Genomic DNA, 23,264 nt, shown 5'->3' on the forward strand with positions numbered 1-23,264 from the left:
TGAACGGGCTATGTCCGACCCATGACGCTGCGGTATCATTTTCGAGCATCGAGCCGGGATCGCCGCTGCGCCTGCACCCGGCGAGCCAGACCCGCCCCGACCACACACGAGCGCCGGCGCGACGACTGCGCGGGTTACTGCACCTTTATTGAGGAACGGACACAATGCTTGGCGAATCACACGACCTGCTTCACGAGTTCCCCGATCTCGAAACGAAGATCTCGGCCCTGCGCTCGAACAACGCCGAGTTCGCGCGACTGATGGACGACTACGACACACTCGACGCCCGGGTGCGCGACCTCGAAGAACTGGGGACACCCGTCGCCGACGAGACCATCGAGGAGCTCAAAAAGGAACGTCTTGTTCTGAAGGACACGCTCTACGCCATTTTGCGTTCCTGAGGGCAGAGCGGGTTGCCGACATCGCCCCTTGATCCGGGCTTCTCGCGCGCCGGCAACCCGACCCGAGAGGCCCCGTCGCCGGTACGAAGAACGTCTCGCGCTTACCCCTAGTCCCTGCATGGATCGGCCGACCATCGCGGCCGGGATCTCGTCCGAGCTTCTCGATCGGGTCTCTATCGAATCCTGGACAACCCCGACACCAGATGAAACCATGCGCGGACATCGAGCCCCGACCGCGTGATCCAGACCCCCGTGCAATTTCGAATCATCCCCGTCACCGCCTTTCAGCAGAATACCACCCTGCTCTGGTGCGAGCGCACCCGAGCCGCCGTCATCGTCGATCCGGGTGGCGAGGCCGAGCGCATCCTCGAGCAGGTCGCAGCGCTCGAGCTGAAACCCGAATACGTTCTGCTCACCCACGGCCACCTCGACCACGTCGGCGCCAGCGCCGAGGTCTCGCGCCGACTCGGCATCCCGATCTGGGGTCCGCACGCCGATGACGCCTTCTGGCTCAACGCCTTGGCCGAGCAGTGCGAGATGTTCGGCTTTCCGCCCGTGACCGCCTTCGAGCCCGACCGCTGGCTCCGCGCGGGCGAGCGTATCGCCGTCGGCGAGGAGACCCTCGAGGTTCTGCATTGCCCCGGTCACACGCCGGGCCATCTCGTCTTCTTCGACGCAAACGACAAGCTCGCACAGGTCGGCGACGTCCTCTTCAAGGGCTCGATCGGTCGCACGGACTTTCCGCGCGGAAACCATCGCCAGCTCCTCGACTCCATCCGGGAGCGCCTGTTTCCGCTCGGAGACGATGTACGCTTCATCCCCGGACACGGCCCGATGTCGACCTTGGGCGAGGAGCGACGCACCAACCCTTTCGTTCGCGAATAAGCGTTCGCCGAGCAACGTCCGCAACCGGGCAACCGCCCGCGGAAGGAACGGCATCATGCGAAAATCAAGCATCCCGACGCCGACACCGGGCCGGAAAAGTAGTCCGCCGCGCAGCCTCTCGCTGCGTAACCCGCAGGCCGAGCCGCCGGATGCGCCGCCGCAGAACGCGCTCAAGCGCGCCAAGAAGGCCCATTTTCTCGAACCCTACCGACTCTCCGAGCCAGGGCGCGCCGCACTGCTCGCGTGCCTGACCGAGCAGGCCGTCGGCGATCCGGAAAGCCGCGAGTTGTTCGCCGCCGCCGTCGAGTACGGCATCGCGAGCTGTCGTGCGCCCACGAAGGAAACCCGCGCCGCCGCGCAACCTGCCATCGCATCCGCGCCGGACGCACGCCCGACCGCGCAGCCGTCTGCAAATCCGGCCGCCGAGCCGACCCCGAACCCGAGCGCCCCGCACTCGGCCCTCGCGGAGACGGCGCGTCTGCTCGTCCGGGAGATCGGAGCGCTCGACGACCGATCCCGCGAAGCGATCACCGGCCGGCTGCGCGCATCCGACCCCTTCGACCGAGTCCATGACCAAGCCTATCTGGACGCGCTCTGTCGCGAGGTCGAGCGCATCGCCGAGGCCGCCTCATTCCTCCTCGACGCACAGCTCGGCTCCCCCCCTGTCGCTTCTTCGGCCGCCACATCCGCACCGGCGGCGGCCGCGCATCCGGACGACCCGATCGGCGAGACGGCGCGTCGCCTCGTTCGGCGCATCGCCGACGCCTACGAGGCATGCTTCGAGACCAAGGCCGAGACCGGGACGGGATACCCGTTCATCCCGGTGCTGCGGCTCATCGCCGAGGACGCCGGGATTGCACTGCCTGCAGAGGACGCCCGACTCCTCGCGGTCCTGCCGCAGCGCTGACTCCTAGTGGAGCAGTGCAGAGATTCCGAGACCGTCCGAGATCATTTTCGTTGTCGTTGTCTTAATCGTGCTCGTAGTCGTATCGATGGTCGATCACGACAGCGACAACGAATGGTCTCGACTCATCTGCGTGCTGCACTAGTCGCTTCGCGTCGGTCGTCTCGCCGTTCACAGTCGTCGGGCCGTTCGGCCGCGTTTCTGAGTACAATGGTCGGTCCGTGGGCAACGGTTGGCGAGTATCACATGCTATTCGAGCGCTTTCTCAAGAAAAAACGACAAGATACACACAAAGAGGAAGACCAGGAGGTTCTGGCCGAACGCGCCCGCAATCATGAAGACCCTGCGGTGCGGCGCGAGGCGACCCGCAAACTGGTCGGGCTGTCCCATCTTCGCCTCATCGTCGCCGACGACACCGACGCCGGCGTGCGCGAGATCGCCGCCGCCCGCTATCGACATCTTCTGTGCGGGACCCAGCCGGCCGAGCTCACCCCTGACGGTGTGAGCGTCGATGCGCGGGTCGCGGAGCTGTCGCACGTCGACGACGCGCGCATCCTCGAGCAGGTCGCCATCCAAGGGCTGGCCCCCGAGGTGCGTCGCGCCGCGATCGAGCGGCTGCAGTCTCCCGAGGTGCTCGCGCTCTGCGCGGTCCAGGATCCGCTCGCGGCCAACCGCGGCGCCGCCGTCGAGCGCATCGAAACCAAGGACGCGCTCGAGCAGGTGGTGCGCCAGATCGGCAAGCGCGACAAGAACGTCTACCGCAGCGCACGCGAGAAGCTGCGCCTGATCGCCGAGCGCGAAGAGCGCCCGCTGCGGGTGCGTGCCCTGTCCGAAGAGCTCTGCCAAAAGGCCGAGCGTCTCGGTCGGCTCGAGCAATGGAATCAGGATCGCGCCATTCTCGATCATCTCGACCGCCAATGGGCCGAGATCCGGGATGAGGCCGAACCGGACTGGCGCATGCGCTACGAGACCGCCAGAGACCGCTTCATCCAGGCTTACGGCGGTCACGCCCGCGAGACCGCTGCCCGGGTCGCCGCAGAAGAGGCGCACGACTCGTTGCACGCCGAACGCCTCGCCCTCCTCGATGCCCTGTCCGAGGCACCGGCGTTGGCCGCCGAGCCGGAGATTCGTGCCCTTTGCGAGCGCGTTTCCGCCACCTGGGACGCCCTCGACGCCCTCCCGCCGCAGCGCCAGAGACCGCTAGACCAGCGCTATCGCACGCTCATGGACGCGGCCGAAGCCGCGCGCACCGCCCTGGGCGATCAGCGCAAACGCCTATCGCAGCTGCACAAGTCGAGCAATCGGGCCCAGAAGCTCCTCGACGAGCCCAAGCCGCTCGACCTTCGCGCGACCAAGACCTTCATCGAGCAGGCGCGCGCACTCGCCGCCGAGCTCCCCGCGACCGCCGAGACCGAGGCCTTCCTGGCCCTCGTCGAGCGCGTCGAATTACGCACCAAGACACAGCGCAAGAACGCCGAGCATCGCCTGAAGCAGCTTCCCGAGAAACTCGCCGAGCTGGAGAAACACCTCGCCGACGGCGAGCTGAAGAAGGCCGACCCGCTCTTTCAAAGCCTGCGTGCCGGACTGGATCTGGTCGAGGCCAGCGCCCTGCCCAAGGGCGCAGCCGAGGAGATAGCCGCCCGCCTGCATCTGCTCGCGCCGCGCCTGCGCGACCTTCAACACTGGCGCCGCTGGGGTGCCGATCAGCATCGCGACGGACTCTGCGAGGAGATGGAGCAGCTCATCGAAGCCGACCTGCCCCTACAAGCCCTGAGCGAGCGACTGCACACGATGCGCCTGGACTGGAAGGGCCTGGAGAAGACCGGGCCGCGCGCCAGCCCCGCCGTCGCCGAGAGGTTCCACAAGGCGTGCGACGCCGTCCAAGAGCGCTGTCGCCCCTACCTCGACGCCCAAGCGGCCGAGCGCGAGGCCAACCGCGCCGCGCGCGAGTCCGTCTGCAACCAGATCGAAGACTTCCTCTCCAAGGTCGACTGGGAGCGCATCGACTGGAAACGCGTCCTGCGCGCCGAGCGCGAGACCCGCCACACCTGGGCCTCCATCGGACCGGTGGACCCGCGCCACTTCAAGGCGCTCGAAGGGCGCTTCCGCCAAGCGCTCAAACAGCTCGATCGCCGCCTGGACGGGGAGCGCAAACGCAATCAAGCGATGAAGCACGCGCTGATCGCCAAGGTCGAAGCCTTGGTCGAGGAGCCTGATCTGGACGCCGCCATCGAGCAGACCAAGGCACTCCAACGCGAGTGGCACACCACCGTGCCGGCGCGCCACAAGGACGAGAACAAGCTCTGGCAGACCTTCCGCAGCGCTTGCGACGCCATCTTCGAGCGTCGCGCCGCATTGCACCAGGCGCATGCCAACGAGATGAAGGAGCATCTCGCCACACGCGAGACCATCTGCACCGACGCAACCGCACTCGCCCGCGCCGAGCAGGATCCGAAACGACTGCGCGCCGAGCTGCGCGAGCTCGAGCGGCGCTGGGACGATGCCCAGTCCCTGCCCATCCCGCGCCAGAGCGCCGGCCCGCTCAACGAACGCTGGCGCGAGACCCGCGAGGCGCTCAAGCTGCATCTGCGCGACTGCGAGGACCAACAGCGTCGAGGTGCATTCGATCTGCTGCAACGCCAAGCCGAGCTGTGCGAGCGCCTCGAGCTCGGACTCCTCGGAGAAACCGACGCCCCGCTCGACCCCGAAGCGGCCGAGCAGGCCTGGGCGGATCTCCCGCAGCAACAAGACAGCGATATCCAGCAGGCCATCGCAGCGCGCTTCTCGTCCGCACTCGCCGCCGCACGCGACCCCGAGCAGATCGCCACGCTGCGCCGCCGCTACGACGCCAACGCCGCACGCCTGAGCCAACTCTGTCTACAGCTCGAAATCCTCACCGGTGTCGAAACCCCGCCCGAGCTCGCCCAACAGCGCCTGGAGTTCCAAGTCGCACGCCTGACGGAGCGCATGGTCGACGGCGAGGAGGACCCCCTGCAAGGCAGTGCCCGACTCCTCAAAGAGTGGTATCTCTGCGGGCCCGCACCGCGTTCCGCCGGCCTCGACAGCCGCTTCGAGCGCATCCGCCAAGCCCTCGCCCGAGAGCCCGGCGCGGCGACGGCGTGACACGACCGCGCAGCGGCCAAGACGCAGAATCCGCCCCGGATGCCCTCGATGGATGACTCCGATTCCCGACTCTACAAACGCCGGCACCGCACCTGGAATCCGGCGCTCGACCCGCGCAATCCGAGCGAAGACCCCGGAGTGGAGCTGCCCTTGCTCGGCTGCGTCAGCGCCGGAGCGCCGATCGAGTATCTCGAAGACCCCGAAACCATCGTCGTCCCCACGGACCTGACCCGCCCCGGGGCCTACGCCTTGAGCGTGCGCGGCGAATCCATGGTCGAAGACGGCATCCACGACGGCGACATCGTCATCGTCGACCCTCGCCCTACAGCCGAAACCGGCACAACCGTCGTGGCACGCATCGACGGCGAACGCGTCACCCTCAAACGCTTCTACGCCGAGATCGACCGCATCCGCCTCCAGCCCGCCAATCCCGACATGGCTCCGCTGATCATGCACGACGGCGACATCGAGATCCTCGGCGTCGTCTCGGGCGTGGTGCTCATGTCCGCGTGACGGCGACCGCGTCCGTGCGGCTTCGGGCGCATCAAGCTGTCATCAGAGGATCAAGGCGATGGCGAGCAATAGACCGATGTACGCGATGAGCGCCCAGAACGCCAAATTGGTCAGATAGCGCAACAAACCCAACATCGAGTTTCTCCCAAGCTCAAGCCCTCAAAAGGGTGACCTAGGCTGTCTGTCGCACTGGAGACGATCCGCGATAACCAGGACGACAAACCTCGAGCCCCAGCGAGGATGTTGTGCCTCGTTCTCGCTCGGCACAACCGCGCGATGGATCATTCATCTGAATGCGATGGCAAAGATACGGAGCATCCGCGGCTCAGCGGTTTCTAAGCAGACGTTGCTCCGAGCCGTAGTCGGGTGTGTTGGTCCCGGGGATAGCGTTGTAGACCTTGCCGTCGCGGATGATCAGGCGATCGGATGAGACGTAGTCCGGGGTTCGGGTGCCTTTGATTGCCGGGTAGACGATGCCGTCGCGCTCGATCAGGAGCGGACCACCGTAGTCGGGGGTCCGGGTGCCCGGAATTGGCGTCCAAATCTCGGTGTCGGCGTACGCGAGCGGGGCCAGGGTCACGGCGACGATCAGCAACGCCATGCGCCACGCGGTTCCTGCAATTCGGTTCATAGGCTTCCTCCATCCCGCGTCGGTTTCATCGACCGTCAGGAGCGCGACATCCGGCGATGCCGCGCGAAACACTGGTTTGGCTGGATCGACTGCTGGCCCGCCGATCTCCCAGTCCGCGTGAGGATAAGCCGAGACGGGCGGCATCGGATCGCCGGCAAGCTTGCGGAGAAATCGCCGCGAGCCGGCGGACAGGGCCGGTCCACTCGACTCAGCCGCCGGCCTCCGGGCGCATGTGCGGAAAGAGCAGGACATCGCGGATCGAGGGCGAGTCGGTGAAGAGCATGACCAGGCGGTCGATGCCGATGCCCTCGCCTGCCGTCGGCGGCATGCCGTGCTCCAAGGCGCGGATATAGTCCGCATCGAAATACATGGCCTCGAGATCCCCGGCTTCCTTCTCGGCGACCTGCTGGCGGAAGCGATCGGCTTGATCCTCGGCGTCGTTCAGCTCCGAGAAGCCGTTGGCGATCTCGCGCCCGCCCACGAAAAACTCGAAGCGGTCGGTGACGAAGGGATTGTCGTCGTTGCGCCGCGCCAGCGGGGAGACCTCGGTCGGGTACTGGGTGATGAAGGTCGGGGCCATCAGCCGGTGCTCGGCGGTGTGCTCGAACAGCTCGATCTGGAGCTTGCCGAGACCCCAGCCGGGCTTGGCCGCACTCCCCAGCCGGGCGGCCACGGCGCGAGCGCGGTCGAGGTCGTCGACATCCGCCGGTTCGAGGTCCGGATTGAAATGCAGGATCGCCTCGCGGACCGTCATGCGCGCGAAGGGTTGGCCGAAGTCGTAGTCCTCGCCTTGATAGTGGATCAGCGTGCGACCGAGAACCTGCTCGGCCATCTCGCGGAGCATGTTCTCGGTCAGGTCCATGAGATCGCGATAGTCCGCGTACGCCTCGTAGAACTCGAGCATGGTGAACTCGGGGTTGTGACGCGTGGAGAGCCCCTCGTTGCGGAAGTTGCGGTTGATCTCGTAGACCTTCTCCAGACCGCCGACCACCAGGCGCTTGAGAAACAGCTCGGGTGCGATGCGCAGAAAGAGCTGCATGTCCAAGGCGTTGTGATGGGTGATGAAGGGACGCGCGACCGCACCGCCCGGGATCACCTGCATCATGGGGGTCTCGACCTCCAGATAACCGCGGGCGTTCAGATAGTCGCGGATGAACTGGATGACCCGGGTGCGGATGCGGAAGGTCTCGCGCGTGCCGCCGTTCATGATGAGATCGAGATAGCGCTGGCGGTAGCGGCTCTCCATGTCGGTCAGACCATGGAACTTCTCGGGAAGCGGACGCAACGCTTTGGTTAACAAGCGAATGCTGTCGCACTTGATCGACAGCTCGCCGGTCTTGGTCTTGAACAGCAGACCCTCGGCGCCGAGGATGTCGCCCAGATCGTAGTCGCGCTTGAAGACGGCGTAGGCGTCCTCGCCGATCAGGTCGCGCTGGACGAAGAGCTGGATGCGCCCGGACATGTCCTGCACATGCGCAAAGCTCGCCTTGCCCATGACCCGCCGGCTCATTAGCCGGCCGGCGACCTTCACGCGCAACCCGAGCGCTTCGATCGCCTCGGGCTCATGCTCGCCGTATTCGGCCAGCAGCTCACCCGCAACCACATCGCGGCGAAAATCGTTGGGAAACGCAGGGCCTTGGGCGCGCAACTGCGAGAGCTTCTCGCGGCGCTGTGCGATCAGCTTGTGCTCGTCGACTGCGTCCTCGTTCGACGCCGCCGTAGTGGTGTTCCGATCTTGCTCGCTCATCGCCCTGCTCCCCTTAAAACCGCTTCCTTCGCAACACGCTCATGTCGTCGCATCGTTGAGTGCTCCACACGCCAACGCGCGTCGCAGAAGCGGTTTAAGTTCTTAAGTGTTTAATATCTTGAACCGCGTCAGCTCGGAGCCCCCTGGAGACCACGACGCCACGGCCGCCACCAAGGCTTCAGAATGCACTTGGACGCGGTTCAATCTCGGACTCGGTTCAAAGGCCGCTCTTCAGACTGGCCTCAATAAAGGGATCCAGATTCCCGTCCAGCACCGATTGAGTGTTGGCGATCTCCACGTTGGTCCGTAGATCCTTGATACGTGATTGGTCCAGGACATAGGAGCGAATCTGACTGCCCCACCCGATGTCCGACTTGGTGTCTTCGATCGCTTGCTGACTGGCACGCCGATTCTGCATCTCGAGCTCGTAGAGTTTGGCCTTGAGCTGCTTCATCGCGTGGTCTTTGTTCTTGTGCTGAGAGCGATCGGTCTGGCACTGGACCACGATCCCGGTCGGATTGTGGGTGATGCGCACGGCGGACTCGGTCCGGTTGACGTGCTGACCGCCCGCGCCGCTCGCGCGATAGACGTCGATGCGCAGATCCGCCGGGTTGATCTCGATATTGACGGTGTCGTCGACCTCGGGCGAGACAAAGACGGCGGCAAAGGAGGTATGGCGCCGGTTGCCCGAGTCGAACGGCGACTTGCGCACCAAGCGATGCACGCCGGTCTCGGTGCGCAGCCAGCCGAAGGCGTAGTCGCCCGAGAATTGGATGGTCGCCGACTTGATGCCCGCGACCTCGCCGGGCGAGACCTCGAGCAGCTCGGTCTTGAAGCCGCGGCGCTCGCCCCAGCGCAGATACATGCGCAACAGCATTTCGGCCCAGTCCTGCGCCTCCGTCCCGCCCGATCCGGCCTGGACGTCGACATAGGCGTTCTTCGCGTCCATCTCGCCGGCGAACATGCGGCGAAACTCAAGCTCGGCGACTTGGGATTCCTGGCGTTCCAGATCCTTCGCGACTGCAGCAAGCGTGTCCTCGTCCTGCTCCTCGGCGGCCATCGCCAGCAGATCGTCGGCATCGACGAGGCCGGTCGTGAGTTCGTCGATCGTGAGCACGATGGCTTCGAGCGTCGCACGCTCGCGCCCGAGGGCCTGCGCGCGCTCGGGATCGTTCCAGATCTTGGGGTCTTCCAGCTCGCGCAGGACTTCCGTCAAACGCTCTTTGCGTTCCGGGTAGTCAAAGATACCCCCTAAGGGACTCGACACGTCCCTTGAGGTCACTGATTTGGTAAGCGATCGGGTTGATGTCGAGCATCTTCGACTCCGTCCGGAAAAATCTGCAAGTATACGCCCGCCCCGAGGCGAGCGTGTCGCCATCTTCCGCCCGGCCTCCGCCCCGGACCATCGATCGGCCGAGGCGCTCGGACCCGCAGCATTTCCAAAACGGTTCTATACTTGGAATCAGGTCAACCAACCGGCTCCGACCCTAACCATGGCACGCTTGCCCAGATTCGTCCTCCCCGGCTATCCGCAGCATGTCATCCAGCGCGGCAACAACCACGAGCGCATCCTGTACGAGGAAGAAGACTATTGGTTCCTCTGGGAAAAGATCGGGGCTGCCGCCGAGAAGTTCGGATGCGAATTACATGCCTACGTGCTGATGCCGAACCACTTCCACCTCTTGCTCACGCCGCACCTGGACAATGGCGTCGGCAAATTGATGCAATACGTGGGGCGTTACTATGTCCAGCATTTCAACGCCCGTTACCAGCGTACCGGTACCCTCTGGGAAGGACGCTACCGTGCGACATTGCTTGATCCCAAACACTTTCTGCTGCCGGTCTGCCACTACGTGGAAGCCAACCCGGTGCGTGCCGGGCTGGTGAAGAGCGTCGGCGACTACGGGTGGTCGAGCTACGGGGCCAACGCGCGGGGCGACGACGACCCATTGGTCACGGCGCACGCGGAATACGAGCGCCTCGGGCGCAGTGCGAAGGCGCGCCGCGCCGCCTATGCGGCGCAGGCCGAGCAACCCCTGGACGAGGCCCTCCTGACCCGGATCCGGGATGCCACCAACAAGGCCTGGGTACTCGGGGATCAAGCCTACTGCGAGTCGATCGAGACGGCGCTGAACCGGCGCGCCCTGCCGCGTCAACGCGGCGGCGACCGACGCTCTGCCGCCTATCGACGAGCGACGGGGCGCGCATGACGCGGACACTCGGACTGATCCACTCGCCACGCGAGGCGGACGAATACTTCACGGACGAAGGCTGCTTCATCCTCGAGACCTGGAATCGCGCGGACGACCCGGCCGTGTCCGTCGCCCGCGCGAGGGTCGAGCCCGGCGTCACGACACGCCTGCATCGTCTCGCCGGAATCGCGGAGCGCTATCTCATCCTCTCGGGCACGGGACGCGTCGAGGTGGAAGGGATCACGCCGCGAGTCGTCGGACCGGGCGACCTCGTCTACATCCCCGCCGATCAGGGCCAACGCATCGCCAACACCGGCGCAGCAGACCTCGTCTTCATGGCCATTTGTACGCCTCGCTTCGTGCCCGAAGCCTATCTGGACATCGAGACCGACGTGCCGCGTTGACCTGACCTTGACCGACTCCCGACGCGGACCAACAATAGCGGCATGGCCGACATCTTCATTGAACGCACGCACACACTGGGCCTGGATCAGGCGCTCGACCAGGTCGAGGCCCTCGCCTATCTGCTCGTCGACGAGCTCGATGCCCGGTGCGCGTGGGACGGCAATCGGCTCGATTTCACGCGGCCGGGCGCAAGCGGTTGTGTCGAGGTGACCGAGACACTGCTGATCCTCGAGGTCTCGCTCGGATTCCTGCTCAGGCCCTTCAAAGATCGGATCGAGCAGAGCATTACCGAGAAGCTCGACAGCCTGGTTCCGTGCCTCCCGTCGGTCTGACGTGTCCCTGCGTAGCGGCCGGCTGACGTGACATGAGACCCGAGGTACACGACCAAAGCCCAGCCCAGCTCAACGCGATCAACGAGGTCTTTCATCTCTACGATCCGCCCCTCTGGCTCGTCACCGCGTGCGACGGAGCGCGTCGAGGCGGCTTCATCGCCACCGCCGCAACCCGCGCATCCATCGTTTACGAGATCCCGCGCATGCTCGTCGCGGTCGCCCAGCACCATCACACCTGGGGCCTGATCGAGGCAAGCGGCTCCTTCGCGCTGCATCTGCTCGCAGCGGACGACATCGCGAGCGTTCGCCGCTTCGGGCTCGCCTCGGGACACCGGGTCGACAAGCTCGCCGACCTGCCGCCGCGCCAAACACCCGCGGGCGCGCCATTGATCGAGGGGGCCATGTCCTGGATGGACTGTCGGGTCGAAGCGCGCATGGACATCGGCGACCGCACCACCTACCTCGCCGAGGTCACCGCAGGCGCGGTGTTGCGCCGCGGCCCACTGCTGACGGTTGCCGGTCTCCTGCGGGACGCGCCCGAGGCCGATCGGTCCGAGCTCAAACGCCTCTATGCGCAGGATCAAGAGACCGACCGAGCGGCGATCCTCGCCTGGCGTCGGTCTTGTGAATACGCGTAAGGCGGCGTCGTTCAGACACACAAACATCACAGTGCGTCGGTATAACGACATCCGCCGCGGGTAATCACGTGCTCGACCATCGGCGTCGCGTCCAGCCCGCCTGACCCCATGAGCAGCCCGCGCACGAGTAGCCATCCCAACCGGATCGCGATCTGACATCTGGCGCAGGTTATGCTTATATGACGACCATCCGGCCATGCTCGGCTCGGGCGCGCCCGAAGCCTCGACCGAACCGCCCGAGCACGAATCCCTCCAGCAGTACGAGACCCAGACATGCAACTGCCCAACCACAAGACCAAGATCGTCGCGACGATCGGCCCGGCGTCGGATTCGCCCGAGATGCTCCGCGCCTTGATCGAGGCCGGCATGAACGTCGCCCGATTGAACTTCTCGCACGGCGACCCGCTCTATCATAGTGCCCTGATCGGCCGCATTCGCGAAGCCGCGGAAGCCACCGGGCGTCGCGTCGCCATCATGGGCGATCTGCCCGGCCCCAAGATGCGCATCGGCGATTTGGCCGAGGAGCCGGTCGAGCTGCTGCGCGACGATATCCTCACCCTGACGACCGAGGACATCATCGGCGACAAGTCGCGTGTTTCCATGAGCTTTCTCGACCTCCCGGCGGCGGTGCAGCCGGGCGACAGGCTCTTCCTCAACGACGGCTTCATCCTGCTGAAGGTGCTCGAGGTCGAGGGCTCGGAGATCCGCTGCAGCGTGCGTGTCGGCGGTGAGCTGCGCTCGCGCAAGGGGCTCAACTTTCCGGGTATCGATCTCGGCATCAGCGCCTTCACCGCCGACGACCACGGCTGGCTTCACTTCGCCGCCGAGCACGGGCTGGATGCCGTCAGTCAGTCCTTCGTGGCCACGGACGACGATATCCTTGCCGTGCGCCGCGCGGCGGACGCCATCGGCTATGCGCCTTTCATTATCGCCAAGATCGAGCGCGCCGATGCGCTCGACAACCTCGAGGCCATCCTGCGCGCCGCCGACGGCATCATGGTCGCGCGCGGGGATCTAGGCGTGGAGATCCCGATCGAGCGGATCGCCGTGGTACAGAAGCAGATCACGGAGCTCGCCAATCGCTTCGGCAAGCCCGTGATCACGGCGACGCAGATGCTCGAATCCATGGTGACCTTCCGCCGCCCAACCCGCGCCGAGGCAACCGATGTCGCCAACGCGATCCTGGGCGGGACCGACTGCGTGATGCTCTCCGCGGAATCGGCGATGGGGCGCTACCCGGTCGAGTCCGTCGCCATGCTGGCGAGCATCGCCACCCACGTCGAGCCGGAGCGCAGCAAGCAGCCCTTCGTTCGCACCATGGACGGTTTTCACGGCTCCGGGCGGATGCGCGCCGTCGATCTGATCGCCGCGAGCGTCTACCACACCATCAAGGACAGCGCCCCGCAGGCGGTCGTAGTCCCCACCCAAACGGGCAGCACGCCCCGCAATGTCGCGCGCTTCCGGCTCCCGGTCTGGATCATCGCCTTCAGCCCGAATACGGCCACCTGTCAGGCGCTGCAGTTCTCCTACGGCATTCACCCGATCCAGGTCGAGGCCGACCGCTCAGACTGGTCGAGCTTCGTGCGTCACTGGCTTTACGAGCGCGGGATCCGCGAGGGGTTGGTCTTGCTGACCCAGGGTCCGACCATCGAAAACCCGTGCGGAAACTATCGCATGGAGATCCTGGAACTGGAGGCGCCGTCCGGACAGCGCTGTGATTGAGCACCGCCGGGAACAGACAACAACAAGATCGACCGGGTAAGGCGATTTCCGGGAAAGTATCTCCCGATATGTCGGGGCTTGTAGGGGCGGCTTCAGTCGCCCCGTCTCACCCTCGACCCATACGCCATCAAGACCGAGCCCGCACTGCGTCGCCCCATCCCGCAACCCAAGCAAGCTCCCTCCGAAACTCGCTTCAGCGCCCCATCTGATTGAGATGAAACCGGCTTCGCAAGAACCCCTGAAAGTGGCCCACCTCCTCGAGCGCAAGCTTCAGGCGTCCTTCTTCGATCCGATTCAGCCGCTCGAGCGGTAGATAGTTGTTCGGCTCGCGGCCTTCCTCGAGCGCGAGCAGCTGCGCGCGCAGCCGCAGGGTCACCAGAAAATCCAGAGCGGCGATCAGACTCTCGGCTTGCTCGGCACGCAGGATTCCGGCTTCGCGCAAGCCGAACACCCGGCCGCGGGTACCGCCGTCGCCGACGCCCGCCTGCAGGGCCATCGCCTTGACCCCTTCGGTGATCGGAAAGATACCGGCCTTCTTCAGCTCGATGCTGCCGCGGTGCGGCCCATGCCGTTCCGGCTTGATCCCCCCGAAAAACCCCAACGGCGGCTTGAACCCGACCGCATTGGCGGCGCTGTGTGCCAAAAACAGATTATTCGCACGCAACTGCGCCGTGATGTGGGCCTTCAGGTCGGCCTCGAAGCTCGCGTCTCCGTAAAGGGTACGAAGATCGAAGAACATGCTGCCCGAGAGGATATTCTCGGGCGACGGGGTCCGCAGCCATCTCTCGAGAACACGCTTCCACTCGGACAGACTACGCCGCCATGCCTCGTTCTTCGCCATGATGCCGCCGTGGCACGCCGGCACGCCGATCCCGATGAGATGGTCGATGAGGTCGACACTGAAGGCCGCCAGGCGCTCGCGCTCGTCCGCCGTCAGATCGTCTGCATAGACGATCGCATTGTCCTGATCGGTCGAGAGCGTCTGCTCCTGCCGGCCCTCGCTCCCCAGCGCGAGGAAGGCGAAGCGGTCAGTAAGATCGGGGTAGCGCTCGGTGCGCACCAGCTCGATCAGACGGATCAGGATGCGGTCGTTCAGATGCGCGACCGTCTGTACCAGATCCTTGGTCGCCACCCCCGTGCCCGCCAAGTGTACGACGAGCTTCTCCAGCTTCGCGTGCAGAACCTTGAGATCATCGATCCCCGCCGCTTCCTCGATCTCCTTCATCAACTGCTGGGGCGAGCGACTTTGCAGCCGCAACGCGTCGGAATCCGTGACGATCCCGCAGAGCGCACCGTCCCCATCCACCACGCACAGCCGGTGGATTCGCCGCCGACTCATCAGATGGAGCGCCTCGAAGAGGTAATCGTCCTCGCCGATCGTCACCAGCGGGCTGTTCATGATGTCGCTTACACGCAGCTCGCCGGGATCCCGACCCCGTGCCACGACCTTGTTGCGAAGGTCGCGATCCGTCACCATGCCGACCGGAACCTGGTCCAAGCACACGACGATACTCGAGATGTTTCGCTCGCTCATCATCCCCGCGGCGACGACCAGCGACTCATCCTGCTCGCAGGTCACGACATCGCGTTGACACAAATCCCTGACGGGAACGAAAAACACATTATCAGCGGACATTGGGCCTCGATAGCGAGTGATTTTGACGACTGCATCGACGGTGGAGGTGTGCGTTGGATCGCAAAGCGCTCCATCCGCGATCCGATGCATTCGTGAGATGGATCGATCCCACGGGACGGGACCGAATCCGCACACGCCACTTTAGCCCGGGGAACCCGATCACGCGAGACCGCGCGAGCGACACCGGCGACTCGCGCCACCTCGGCGGCGTTGACCGCGCCAACCTTGCCTGGTAAATTGCTCCGCTGAGTCGGGCGCATAGCTCAGCGGGAGAGCACTGCCTTCACACGGCAGGGGTCGGTGGTTCGATCCCACCTGCGCCCACCAATACAATCAAAAACTTAGAAGCCGGCCTCGTGCCGGCTTTTTTGTCCGGGCCCAAATCGGGCCCAGATCGAACAACCCAAAGACAGGGTCGGTCCGAACGACGACCACTGCCTGCCCATGGGGTTCTTCGACCGCTATCTGACCCTCTGGGTGTTCCTCTACATCCTGATCGATATCTGGCTGGGTCACCTGACGCCCGGCGCCTTCCAGGCCGTCGGAGCGATCGAGGTCGCACAGATCAACCTGCCGGTGGCGGTGCTCATCTGGCCGGTGATCATCCCGATGCTGCTGAAGATCGACCTGAAGGCGCTCAAGGGCGTGACCGAGCCCTGACGCGGGGCCGGGGTCACACTCTTCATCAACTGGGCGGTGAAGCCGTTCTCGATCGCCCTGCTCGCCTGGCTCTTCATCGGCGGGCTGTTGCGGCCCTGGTTGCCGGCCGAGCAAATCGACTCCTTCATCGCGGGGCTGACCCTGCTGGACGCCCCGTCCTGCACGGCGATGGTCTTCGTCTGGGGCAATCTTTCGCGCGGGGAGCCGCACTTCACGCTCACTCAAGTCGCGCTCAACAACGTCATCATGGTGTTCGCCTTCGCGCCGATCGTCAGACTCCTGCTCGGGTTGGCCGCGATTACGGTGCCCTGGGACACCCTGCTGCTCTCGGGTTGACCTACCTGCTCAACCGCGCGGTGCGCTCCCTGCATTGCGTGGCCGGACCCTCCGCCCTGATCGGCGCGAGCAACTTCTTCGAGCTCGCCGTGGTGACCGCCATCACACTCTTCGGCTTCAACTCCGGGGCGGCGCTCGCCACCGTCGTCGGAGTGCTGATCGAGGTACCGGTGATGCTGCTGGTGGTGGATCTGGTGATACGCACGCAAGGCCGGTACGAGACGCGACCGGGGATTCCGACCTACGCGCGCGGACCTGGCAGCGTTCGGAAAGACGGCGGACAATGGCGCGACCACGGGGCTGGACCGAGGCGAATCATGGGCGAGGAGATCAGAGGACATTGCTGGAATTGCGGACAGGGACTGACTAAGCTCGAATACGGGCGCGAGCTGCGCTGCCCGAGATGCGACAAGCCGACCCATTGCTGTCGCAACTGTCGGCATTACGCGCCGGGACGCCCCAACGAGTGTCGGGAGCCGATGGTGGATCGCGTCATTGCGAAGGATCGGGCCAATTTCTGCGACTGGTTCCAGCCCCTGCTGCGATCCCACTCGCCGCAAGCCGGCGAGACGCAGAGCACTGCGACCGACCCGGAGTCGCTGAAACGAGCCGCGGAGGATCTGTTCAAATGACCGACCGCCGAGGCCCGTTCCGTTCACTCGACGGGTTACTCCTCGCCGTCGGACTCTGTCTGGTCGCGACGGTCAACGCCTGCGCATCGGATGACGACATGACCGCGGAACGTCAACGACTCGTCGAGAAGATCGAGGCCGAGGTCCGCATGACCGGCCCGGAGCTGGGTTTCGCGCGACTCGATCCTCGGGTGGCCGAGGCCATGCTTCGGGTGCCTCGCCACGCCTTCGTGCCAAGTGCCCAACGCGCCTTGGCGTACGCCAATCACCCCCTGCCGATCGGCGGCGGGCAAACGATCTCTCAGCCCTACATCGTCGCCATCATGAGCCAGCTGCTCAATGTCGGCCCGGGCGACCGGGTTTTCGAGCTGGGCACCGGGTCCGGGTATCAGGCCGCCGTGCTGGCCGATATGGGCGTCGAGGTCTATTCGGTCGAGATCGTCCCGGAGCTGGCAGAGCGAGCCGTCGCGAACTTGGAGGCCGCCGGCTATCCACAGGTTCAGGTCCGCGCCGGCGACGGCTGGCTCGGATGGCCCGAGGCCGCTCCGTTCGACGGCATCATCCTGACCGCTGCCGCGCCAACGATTCCAGACCATCTGATCGCTCAGCTCAAACCCGGTGGCCGTCTGGTGATGCCGATCGGCGAGACAAGCAGCGTTCAGCAGCTCGCCATCTTCGACAAGGACGAGGACGGCGGCCTACGCCGCCGCGACCTCCTGCCGGTGCGTTTCGTGCCGGTGACCGGGCCCTTGGGCGACTGAGGCACCGCAGGCCTCTCCGGCAGGCGATCGACTGCTCCGACGCGAAAAGGTCCGTTATGGCTGAACGATTGGTAATCCGCAACGCGACAGACCGGCGGGCACGCCGACATGCGCCCGCGTGGCGTGCGCGTGAGGGATGATGTTTTGCTCATGCGCGGGGCTTGGCTTGATCGGCGCCATCGCCGACGGCGTGGGCGAGGTCCGACGCGCCGTGCGCGAGCAGGTGCTTAACGATGCAAACCAGATCAAGATCATGGCGGGGGCGGTATCGCTAGCCCGAGCGACCCGCTCGAAGGCACACAGTTCTCGGTCGACGAGCTTCGCGCCGCCTGCGAGGAGGCCGAGGCTGCCAACCTCTATTTATGGCACACGCCTACTCGCCGCGCGCGGTGACACGGGCGGTGCAGGCCGGCGTGCGCTCGATCGAGCACGGCAACCTTATCGACGAGGCCACTGCAAGGCTGATGAAGAGCCGTGGTGCCTTTCTGGTTCCGACGCTCTCGACCTACGCGGCGCTGGCGGCGCAAGGCAGTGGGCTGGGCTGGTCACCGGCGATGCTGGAGAAGCTGGCGGTCGTGCAGCGCCGCGGCACCGAGTCGCTGGCAATCGCGCGTGCCGAAGGGGTGCCCATCGTGCTCGGCAGCGACCTCCTCGGACAGATGCACGCCAACCAGTCCGGCGAATTCAACCTGCGACTCGGCGTCATGTCACCCGAAGAGGTGCTGCAAAGCGCCACTATCGAGGCCGCTCGCCTGTTGCGCCTTGAAGGTAGTCTCGGCGAGCTGGTTCCGGGCGCGTGGGCAGACCTGCTCGTGGTCGAGGGCGACCCGACCCGTGACTTGTCGATGCTGACCGAACCTCAGCACGGGTTGCGGTTGATCATGAAGGCCGGCCGAGTTTATCGAAACACCCTGCCGGGAGCGTCAGATTCTCCCTGATCCTCAAGCCTCCGAATGAGCCTACCTCGGCCGAGGTGCAAGACCGGCGAGGCCGAGATCATGGCCTTGCCGGCCCCGACCTCGGCTCATCGACGGCAATTCCCGATCGGCCGAGGCCGACGACACCGAATCCGTCGGTTGCCCCTATTCAATTCAGGCACTCGCACGACAAGCCGGTTCGCGACCTCGAGCGGCAGCTCCTCTGCGGTCGTCTGAATCTGGCCAGGAATGAATCCCGGTTGGGCCCGGTCATCGAATGTGCGGTAAGGCAACCGAAATTCACGGCAACGCCGATTGCGGTTTTCGTCGCATCCAAGCTCCCTTCTCCACCGGGAAAAACCGATCCGGCGACATTCAAGGTATCGCTCGTATGCGATAGCTGGTGGAGCTGTTGTTGTCGATATCGAACGACGTGCGCTGACAATAGCCTTTCACCTTGCCCTGTCAAGGCGCCAGAGAATCGTCGCTCTCGGCGCCGGAGCCGAGTTATCCTGCGGGTTCAGGTGCCTGTGGTTGGCCCCGAGAACGCCAGAGCCAAGCCCCGATGGCGCTCCAACCGCCTTTCGTCCAGTCAAAGACGACGTCGGCCATCGGAGAGATCAGTCCCGAAAGCGCGAACACCAAAAACGCGGGCGACAGATTCTCATCCTGATCCGGGAGTGCCGCGAGGATCGCCAGATCCGTCGGATGGCCTGAATCTGCGAGTAGATCGCGACCGCATCGGCCTCCGTACCGGCATACGTCTGAAAGACCGGAAAGCGTGCCGGCTTCGCGCGATGGGCAATCCAGGCCAAGGACCTCCGAGGACCGCCCGATGCTTGGCAGGAATCGAGCGACCTCATCGAGGATTCCGCACCGATACCCGGTGATCCGGTAAGATGTGCTTGCCCGTTCGTCCTGTCGGCAGGGACATGCGCGGCGATCTTTGAGGGAGTTTCTTCAGTGTGCACCGTCGATCTCCGAATCGAAGTCATCGCCCGCTCCCTGCAAGGACAAGCGCAAGAGGCCGGGCAACGCAGGACTTTGCTGTTGAGCGGATGTGCGGAATGGACCGCCACACATGCACTGCGCGCCGTCGCAGCATTGCCTGAGCTCGTTCCGACCTGGCTCACAGAGCGACAGCTGTCGGATACCGCTCTAACACTTCAGTGCGCGAACCGCCTGCTCGGCAGCGATCTCGATCTCTTGGTCTACGACGCCCATTGCGGCTTCGACCCCGATGGTTTCGGCGCGGCGACCGGGGCGATTCGCGGAGGCGGTCTCCTGCTGTTGTTGACCCCGCCATTGGCCGACTGGCCCGATCTCGTCGACCCGCAGGCCGAGCGCATCGCCGTTTGGCCGAATACGGCAGCATCGGTCGGCGGCCGCTTCCTGCGCCGGCTCGCGAGGCTTCTCGGCTCCGGCCCAGGTCTGATCCATCTTGCGCAAGCTGCTGCAGGCAGCATCTCGAGCGCGCAGAGCTTCGTCTCGGACAGCTCAGGCGTCACGCGGGAGTCGAACGACTCCGGGCGGACCTCCGCAGAGAGCGACCCAGACCCCGCCGAACCCGCCGAACCCGCCACATCGGACCAGGATCGCGCCATCGCGGCCGTCCTCGCGGTCGCGCATGGCCGTGCACGCCGCCCGCTCGTCATCCGAGCGCACCGCGGGCGCGGCAAGAGTGCCGCCTTGGGCCTCGCCGCCGGCCGCCTTTTAGGCGAGCGACCGCTCCGCATCCTCGTGACCGCACCGCGCCGCTTGGCGGCCGACGCGCTCTTCAAGCACGCCGCTGCCGTGCTGGGCGGCCATATTGGGACCTCCGCCCCGGACGCGGAGACCGGGACGACGCCGCACAAGACGACGCCACCTAAGGCAGATCGAGCCGGTCAGGGTCGTGCAGCGGGCTCACTCGCATTCGTCTCCCCTGCCGATCTCGCCGCGGAAACACCGACGGCTGATCTGCTCCTGATCGACGAGGCCGCCGGCATCCCCGCACCCATCCTCGAGACCCTGCTCGCCCGTTACCCGCGCGTCGTCTTCGCGACCACGGTCCACGGCTACGAGGGGACGGGGCGCGGCTTCGACGTGCGGTTCCGCGACACCCTGGATCGGCTCACTCCGAGTTGGCGCGAGGTCTCGCTGGAGACACCCATCCGCTGGGCGCCCGGGGATCCGCTCGAAGCCCTGACCTTCCGTGCCCTGCTGCTCGACGCCGCCCCCGCCACGGCGGAGGACCTGAGCGAAGCCGACCCCGCCGATATCCGCTGCGAGCGCCTCGACCGCGACGCATTGGTCCGTGACGAGAAGACCCTGCGCGAGCTCTTCGGCCTGCTCGTTCTCGCGCATTACCAGACCCGGCCGATGGACCTGCGCATGCTGCTGGACGGCCCGAACGTCCGCATCTACGCGCTGCGATGGCGCCATCAGGTCGTCGCCACCCTGCTCGCCGCGGAGGAAGGCGGCTTCGCCGATCCCGCCTTGTGCGAGGCGATCTTCATGGGGCGACGCCGTCCGCGCGGCCACCTGCTCCCACAGACACTGTCGACGCATGCCGGACTTGCCGAGGCCCCTGCCCTGCGCTACCTGCGCGTGATCAGGATCGCCGTCCATCCGGCGCTCGCGCGCCGCGGTCTCGGCCGCAGACTGCTGCGCCGGCTCGCGCGCGACGGTCGCGCCGAGGGCGTGGACCTCCTCGGTGCGAGCTTCGGCGCAACCCCCGGCCTGATCCGCTTCTGGGACCGCTGTGGATTTCGTCCGGTCCAGATGGGCACAAGCAGGAATGCCGCGAGCGGCGAGCACGCACTTGTCGTGCTGCGCCGTCTCAACGCGCACGGTCGGCGCTTTGCGGCAGGGGCCGAGGCACGCCTGGAATCACGGCTCCCGGTGCTGCTGGCCGGTCCGCTGCGCACACTTGACCCCGTCACCGTCGTCGCGCTCGTCGCCGCGATCCGCACCGAGCCCGACCCACCCGGGGCTCAATCCCAAGACACGATCGCAGATCATGAGCTTTGCGGCTTCATCAACGGCCATCGCTCGCTGGACGCCACCCTCCCGCTGTTGGCGGAGCTCGTCCGGCGCCGACTCGGATCCAGTTTCCGAGCCGGACGCATCGCCGCCGCAGACGCCGCGCTTTTGATCGCAGCCGCCCGCCAGCTCCACTGCCCGAACGAGTTGGCGGGCCGCTTCGGCGCGAGCGGTCAGGACGCAATCCTGACCCGCATCCGACGCGCAGCCGACGCGCTGCGCTCCGATCCGACCGAAACCCTGCCCCTCGCGACAGCCAACCAAGACGCCGCGTCGCCATCAATCGCGATCAAACCCGCAATGCGCGAGCGTGCCGAATGAAACGCCGACAGATCCTCTCCGCCGGCGTCGTTCCGGTCCGTCGCGTCGGATCCGAGATGCGCTTCCTGATTCTGCGCTGCTACAGTTACTGGGATTTCCCCAAGGGCGAGACCGAGCCCGGCGAGGACCCGTTGAACGCCGCACGGCGCGAGGTCACCGAGGAAACGGGGCTGCTCGACCTGGATTTCCGATGGGGAACTCCTTTCGTGGAAACGCCGCCCTACGGTCGCGGCAAGATCGCGCGTTATTATCTGGCTGAGTCACCGCGCGGTGACGTAGCGCTCGGGATCAACCCGCAGCTGGGATTTCCCGAGCACCAAGAGTTTCGCTGGGTCACCCTAGAGGAGGCGAATACGCTCCTGAACGATCGCGTACGCGCCGTCCTGGACTGGGCCGCACAACGCATCGGCGAATCGCCCGAGGCCTCGGCCGCCGGGTCCGTCAACCGACCACCAGAGAGCCGCCTACCATGACGATCGAGCTCGAATCCGAAACCTCCGATGCCATGCTGACCCCGGCGGAAGCACGCGTCCTCGGCTGCCTCATGGAGAAGCAGCGCACCACGCCCGACCAATACCCCTTGACCCTCAACAGCCTCGTCAGCGCATGCAATCAGAAGAGCGCCCGCCATCCCGTCATGAACATGACCCCCGGCGAGGTCGGCCACGTGGTCAACCAATTGCGCGACCGCGGCCTCATCTACGCCAGTCTTTCGGGGCGCACCGAGCGCTACGACCACAAGATCGTCGGCACCTTCCTGCTGAGCCGAGAAGAGCATGCGCTGCTGTGTGCCCTGATGTTGCGCGGCCCTCAGACGACCGGCGAGCTGCGGACCAATACCGCACGTCTGGCTGACTTCAAAGATCTCGAGCAGGTCACCAGGACGCTGCACGGCATGGCCGAGCGCGACCGCCCGCTCGTCGTCGAGCTGCCGCGCCAGCCCGGAAAACGTGAGGAGCGTTTTGCCCACCTCCTCTGCGGTCGACCCAAGATCGAGGACATACCGGAGTCCGCTCACGCAGCGAGCGGCGAGCCGACCCGCAGCGCCCGCATCGAGGCGCTGGAGGCCGAGGTCGCAGAGCTGCGTGCCGAGATCGACCGACTCTGGTCCCTGACGGGTCTTGAAGATCAGCGCTGAGCGAAGATGCGAAGCAGCGACCGCGAATCTCGATCGGGAGATCGGCGTCCTTCGCGCGCAGCAATCGGGTTTCGGTTTTTAGCCCGAATTGTTCGAATATATCGAGGCTTCACGCCATGCCGCGCACCGCACGTAAAACGGCCACACAGACAAGGAGGGGAATGATGGCGCGTAGCGAGAGGTTCCGGGACGGACAAAGCCGCAGCCGGTCGAACGACGACTTTGAGCAACGGATAACCGCCTGAAAAATCTGGCGGAGAGGGTGTCCGCTGATAGGTAGTTCGCATGGGTCCGCATGGGTCACAAGCAGCCTAATCCATCAAGGGTTTAAGTCTCACGTCTTCCG

General features: G+C 65.5%; 19 protein-coding genes, 1 tRNA gene and 1 pseudogene. 17 read left to right on the plus strand and 4 right to left on the minus strand.

The features are described from left to right. Positions 1–164: 164 nt before the first annotated feature. The 5 genes from BLV04_RS17895 (at position 165) to BLV04_RS17915 (ending at position 5,826) form a co-directional block, all read left to right on the plus strand. A complete protein-coding gene (locus BLV04_RS17895; protein ID WP_093035389.1) occupies positions 165–401 on the plus strand; it encodes an HP1242/YdcH family protein in 237 nt (78 codons plus the stop codon). Between the two features lie 252 nt (positions 402–653). Then, complete coding sequence (locus BLV04_RS17900) at positions 654–1,286, plus strand: MBL fold metallo-hydrolase (RefSeq protein WP_093035464.1); 633 nt, start codon at positions 654–656, stop codon at positions 1,284–1,286. A gap of 55 nt (positions 1,287–1,341) precedes the next feature. Continuing rightward, positions 1,342–2,193 carry a hypothetical protein gene (locus BLV04_RS17905; protein WP_093035392.1) on the plus strand — a complete coding sequence of 284 codons (852 nt, stop codon included), beginning with the start codon at positions 1,342–1,344 and terminating at the stop codon, positions 2,191–2,193. Positions 2,194–2,436: 243 nt separating this feature from the next. Next, positions 2,437–5,313, plus strand: coding sequence for a DUF349 domain-containing protein (locus BLV04_RS17910; protein WP_093035395.1), 2,877 nt, complete (start codon positions 2,437–2,439; stop codon positions 5,311–5,313). A 48-nt stretch (positions 5,314–5,361) separates the two neighbouring features. Further along, positions 5,362–5,826, plus strand: coding sequence for a LexA family protein (locus BLV04_RS17915; protein ID WP_093035398.1), 465 nt, complete (start codon positions 5,362–5,364; stop codon positions 5,824–5,826). A 325-nt stretch (positions 5,827–6,151) separates the two neighbouring features. On the opposite strand, the gene BLV04_RS17920 is transcribed toward BLV04_RS17915, so the two are convergent. From BLV04_RS17920 to prfB, 3 genes are all read right to left on the minus strand, one after another. Next, positions 6,152–6,457 (minus strand): hypothetical protein, encoded by a 306-nt coding sequence (locus BLV04_RS17920; RefSeq protein ID WP_093035401.1) that lies wholly within the window; start codon positions 6,455–6,457, stop codon positions 6,152–6,154. 208 nt (positions 6,458–6,665) lie between these two features. Then, positions 6,666–8,204 carry a lysine--tRNA ligase gene (lysS, locus tag BLV04_RS17925; RefSeq protein WP_093035404.1) on the minus strand — a complete coding sequence of 513 codons (1,539 nt, stop codon included), beginning with the start codon at positions 8,202–8,204 and terminating at the stop codon, positions 6,666–6,668. Positions 8,205–8,421: 217 nt separating this feature from the next. After that, a protein-coding gene (gene prfB, locus BLV04_RS17930; protein ID WP_139191959.1) for a peptide chain release factor 2 occupies positions 8,422–9,520 on the minus strand; the annotation gives its coding sequence in 2 pieces (ribosomal slippage) (positions 8,422–9,444 and positions 9,446–9,520; 1,098 coding nt in all). Positions 9,521–9,697: 177 nt separating this feature from the next. Here prfB and BLV04_RS17935 point away from each other — a divergent pair. From BLV04_RS17935 to pyk, 5 genes are all read left to right on the plus strand, one after another. Further along, positions 9,698–10,414, plus strand: coding sequence for a transposase (locus BLV04_RS17935; protein WP_093035410.1), 717 nt, complete (start codon positions 9,698–9,700; stop codon positions 10,412–10,414). Further along, complete coding sequence (locus tag BLV04_RS17940) at positions 10,411–10,800, plus strand: cupin domain-containing protein (protein ID WP_093035413.1); 390 nt, start codon at positions 10,411–10,413, stop codon at positions 10,798–10,800. Before BLV04_RS17935 ends, BLV04_RS17940 begins: the two co-directional genes overlap by 4 nt. Before the next feature lie 42 nt (positions 10,801–10,842). Then, positions 10,843–11,133, plus strand: coding sequence for a polyhydroxyalkanoic acid system family protein (locus tag BLV04_RS17945; protein ID WP_093035416.1), 291 nt, complete (start codon positions 10,843–10,845; stop codon positions 11,131–11,133). Between the two features lie 32 nt (positions 11,134–11,165). Continuing rightward, positions 11,166–11,771, plus strand: a complete 606-nt coding sequence (locus tag BLV04_RS17950) for a flavin reductase family protein (RefSeq protein WP_093035419.1) — start codon at positions 11,166–11,168, stop codon at positions 11,769–11,771. Between the two features lie 273 nt (positions 11,772–12,044). Then, positions 12,045–13,493: a pyruvate kinase gene (gene pyk / locus BLV04_RS17955; protein ID WP_093035422.1), complete on the plus strand. Its 1,449-nt coding sequence runs from the start codon at positions 12,045–12,047 to the stop codon at positions 13,491–13,493. Positions 13,494–13,686: 193 nt separating this feature from the next. On the opposite strand, the gene BLV04_RS17960 is transcribed toward pyk, so the two are convergent. Then, on the minus strand, positions 13,687–15,129 hold the full coding sequence (locus BLV04_RS17960; RefSeq protein WP_093035425.1) for a DUF294 nucleotidyltransferase-like domain-containing protein: 1,443 nt from the start codon (positions 15,127–15,129) through the stop codon (positions 13,687–13,689). Positions 15,130–15,381: 252 nt separating this feature from the next. On the opposite strand from BLV04_RS17960, the gene BLV04_RS17970 reads away from it, so the two are divergent. The 7 genes and pseudogenes from BLV04_RS17970 to BLV04_RS18010 all read left to right on the plus strand — a co-directional run bounded on the left by BLV04_RS17970 (position 15,382) and on the right by BLV04_RS18010 (position 22,918). Continuing rightward, a tRNA-Val gene (locus BLV04_RS17970) sits at positions 15,382–15,456 on the plus strand. Positions 15,457–15,573: 117 nt separating this feature from the next. Beyond that, positions 15,574–16,367, plus strand: a pseudogene (locus BLV04_RS17975) (arsenic resistance protein); the annotation flags it as partial. Positions 16,368–16,753: 386 nt separating this feature from the next. Continuing rightward, the gene (locus BLV04_RS17985; protein WP_093035431.1) at positions 16,754–17,518 is read left to right on the plus strand and encodes a protein-L-isoaspartate(D-aspartate) O-methyltransferase; all 765 of its coding nucleotides are present in this window, start codon (positions 16,754–16,756) and stop codon (positions 17,516–17,518) included. A 362-nt stretch (positions 17,519–17,880) separates the two neighbouring features. Beyond that, on the plus strand, positions 17,881–18,456 hold the full coding sequence (locus BLV04_RS17990) for an amidohydrolase family protein (protein ID WP_093035434.1): 576 nt from the start codon (positions 17,881–17,883) through the stop codon (positions 18,454–18,456). 942 nt (positions 18,457–19,398) lie between these two features. Further along, a complete protein-coding gene (locus BLV04_RS18000; RefSeq protein ID WP_093035440.1) occupies positions 19,399–21,780 on the plus strand; it encodes a tRNA(Met) cytidine acetyltransferase TmcA in 2,382 nt (793 codons plus the stop codon). Then, complete coding sequence (locus BLV04_RS18005) at positions 21,777–22,253, plus strand: bis(5'-nucleosyl)-tetraphosphatase (protein ID WP_093035442.1); 477 nt, start codon at positions 21,777–21,779, stop codon at positions 22,251–22,253. The genes BLV04_RS18000 and BLV04_RS18005 overlap by 4 nt, the downstream gene beginning before the upstream one ends. After that, positions 22,250–22,918 (plus strand): YceH family protein, encoded by a 669-nt coding sequence (locus tag BLV04_RS18010; protein ID WP_093035445.1) that lies wholly within the window; start codon positions 22,250–22,252, stop codon positions 22,916–22,918. Before BLV04_RS18005 ends, BLV04_RS18010 begins: the two co-directional genes overlap by 4 nt. Positions 22,919–23,264: the final 346 nt, after the last annotated feature.

Source organism: Thiocapsa roseopersicina, from assembly GCF_900106925.1.
GTDB classification, from domain to species: Bacteria; Pseudomonadota; Gammaproteobacteria; order Chromatiales; family Chromatiaceae; genus Thiocapsa; species Thiocapsa roseopersicina.

Excerpts from the sequence above, each read along its gene's own strand:
- BLV04_RS17945 (WP_093035416.1), top strand. The coding sequence starts at position 10,843 with ATGGCCGACATCTTCATTGAACGCACGCACACACTGGGCCTGGATCAG.
- BLV04_RS17910 (WP_093035395.1), top strand. The coding sequence starts at position 2,437 with ATGCTATTCGAGCGCTTTCTCAAGAAAAAACGACAAGATACACACAAA.
- BLV04_RS17895 (WP_093035389.1), top strand. The coding sequence starts at position 165 with ATGCTTGGCGAATCACACGACCTGCTTCACGAGTTCCCCGATCTCGAA.
- BLV04_RS17950 (WP_093035419.1), top strand. The coding sequence starts at position 11,166 with ATGAGACCCGAGGTACACGACCAAAGCCCAGCCCAGCTCAACGCGATC.
- BLV04_RS17985 (WP_093035431.1), top strand. The coding sequence starts at position 16,754 with ATGACCGACCGCCGAGGCCCGTTCCGTTCACTCGACGGGTTACTCCTC.
- pyk (WP_093035422.1), top strand. The coding sequence starts at position 12,045 with ATGCAACTGCCCAACCACAAGACCAAGATCGTCGCGACGATCGGCCCG.
- BLV04_RS17920 (WP_093035401.1), bottom strand. The coding sequence starts at position 6,457 with ATGAACCGAATTGCAGGAACCGCGTGGCGCATGGCGTTGCTGATCGTC.
- lysS (WP_093035404.1), bottom strand. The coding sequence starts at position 8,204 with ATGAGCGAGCAAGATCGGAACACCACTACGGCGGCGTCGAACGAGGAC.
- BLV04_RS17905 (WP_093035392.1), top strand. The coding sequence starts at position 1,342 with ATGCGAAAATCAAGCATCCCGACGCCGACACCGGGCCGGAAAAGTAGT.
- BLV04_RS17935 (WP_093035410.1), top strand. The coding sequence starts at position 9,698 with ATGGCACGCTTGCCCAGATTCGTCCTCCCCGGCTATCCGCAGCATGTC.
- BLV04_RS17960 (WP_093035425.1), bottom strand. The coding sequence starts at position 15,129 with ATGTCCGCTGATAATGTGTTTTTCGTTCCCGTCAGGGATTTGTGTCAA.
- BLV04_RS18010 (WP_093035445.1), top strand. The coding sequence starts at position 22,250 with ATGACGATCGAGCTCGAATCCGAAACCTCCGATGCCATGCTGACCCCG.
- BLV04_RS17915 (WP_093035398.1), top strand. The coding sequence starts at position 5,362 with ATGGATGACTCCGATTCCCGACTCTACAAACGCCGGCACCGCACCTGG.
- BLV04_RS17990 (WP_093035434.1), top strand. The coding sequence starts at position 17,881 with ATGGCACACGCCTACTCGCCGCGCGCGGTGACACGGGCGGTGCAGGCC.
- BLV04_RS17940 (WP_093035413.1), top strand. The coding sequence starts at position 10,411 with ATGACGCGGACACTCGGACTGATCCACTCGCCACGCGAGGCGGACGAA.
- BLV04_RS18005 (WP_093035442.1), top strand. The coding sequence starts at position 21,777 with ATGAAACGCCGACAGATCCTCTCCGCCGGCGTCGTTCCGGTCCGTCGC.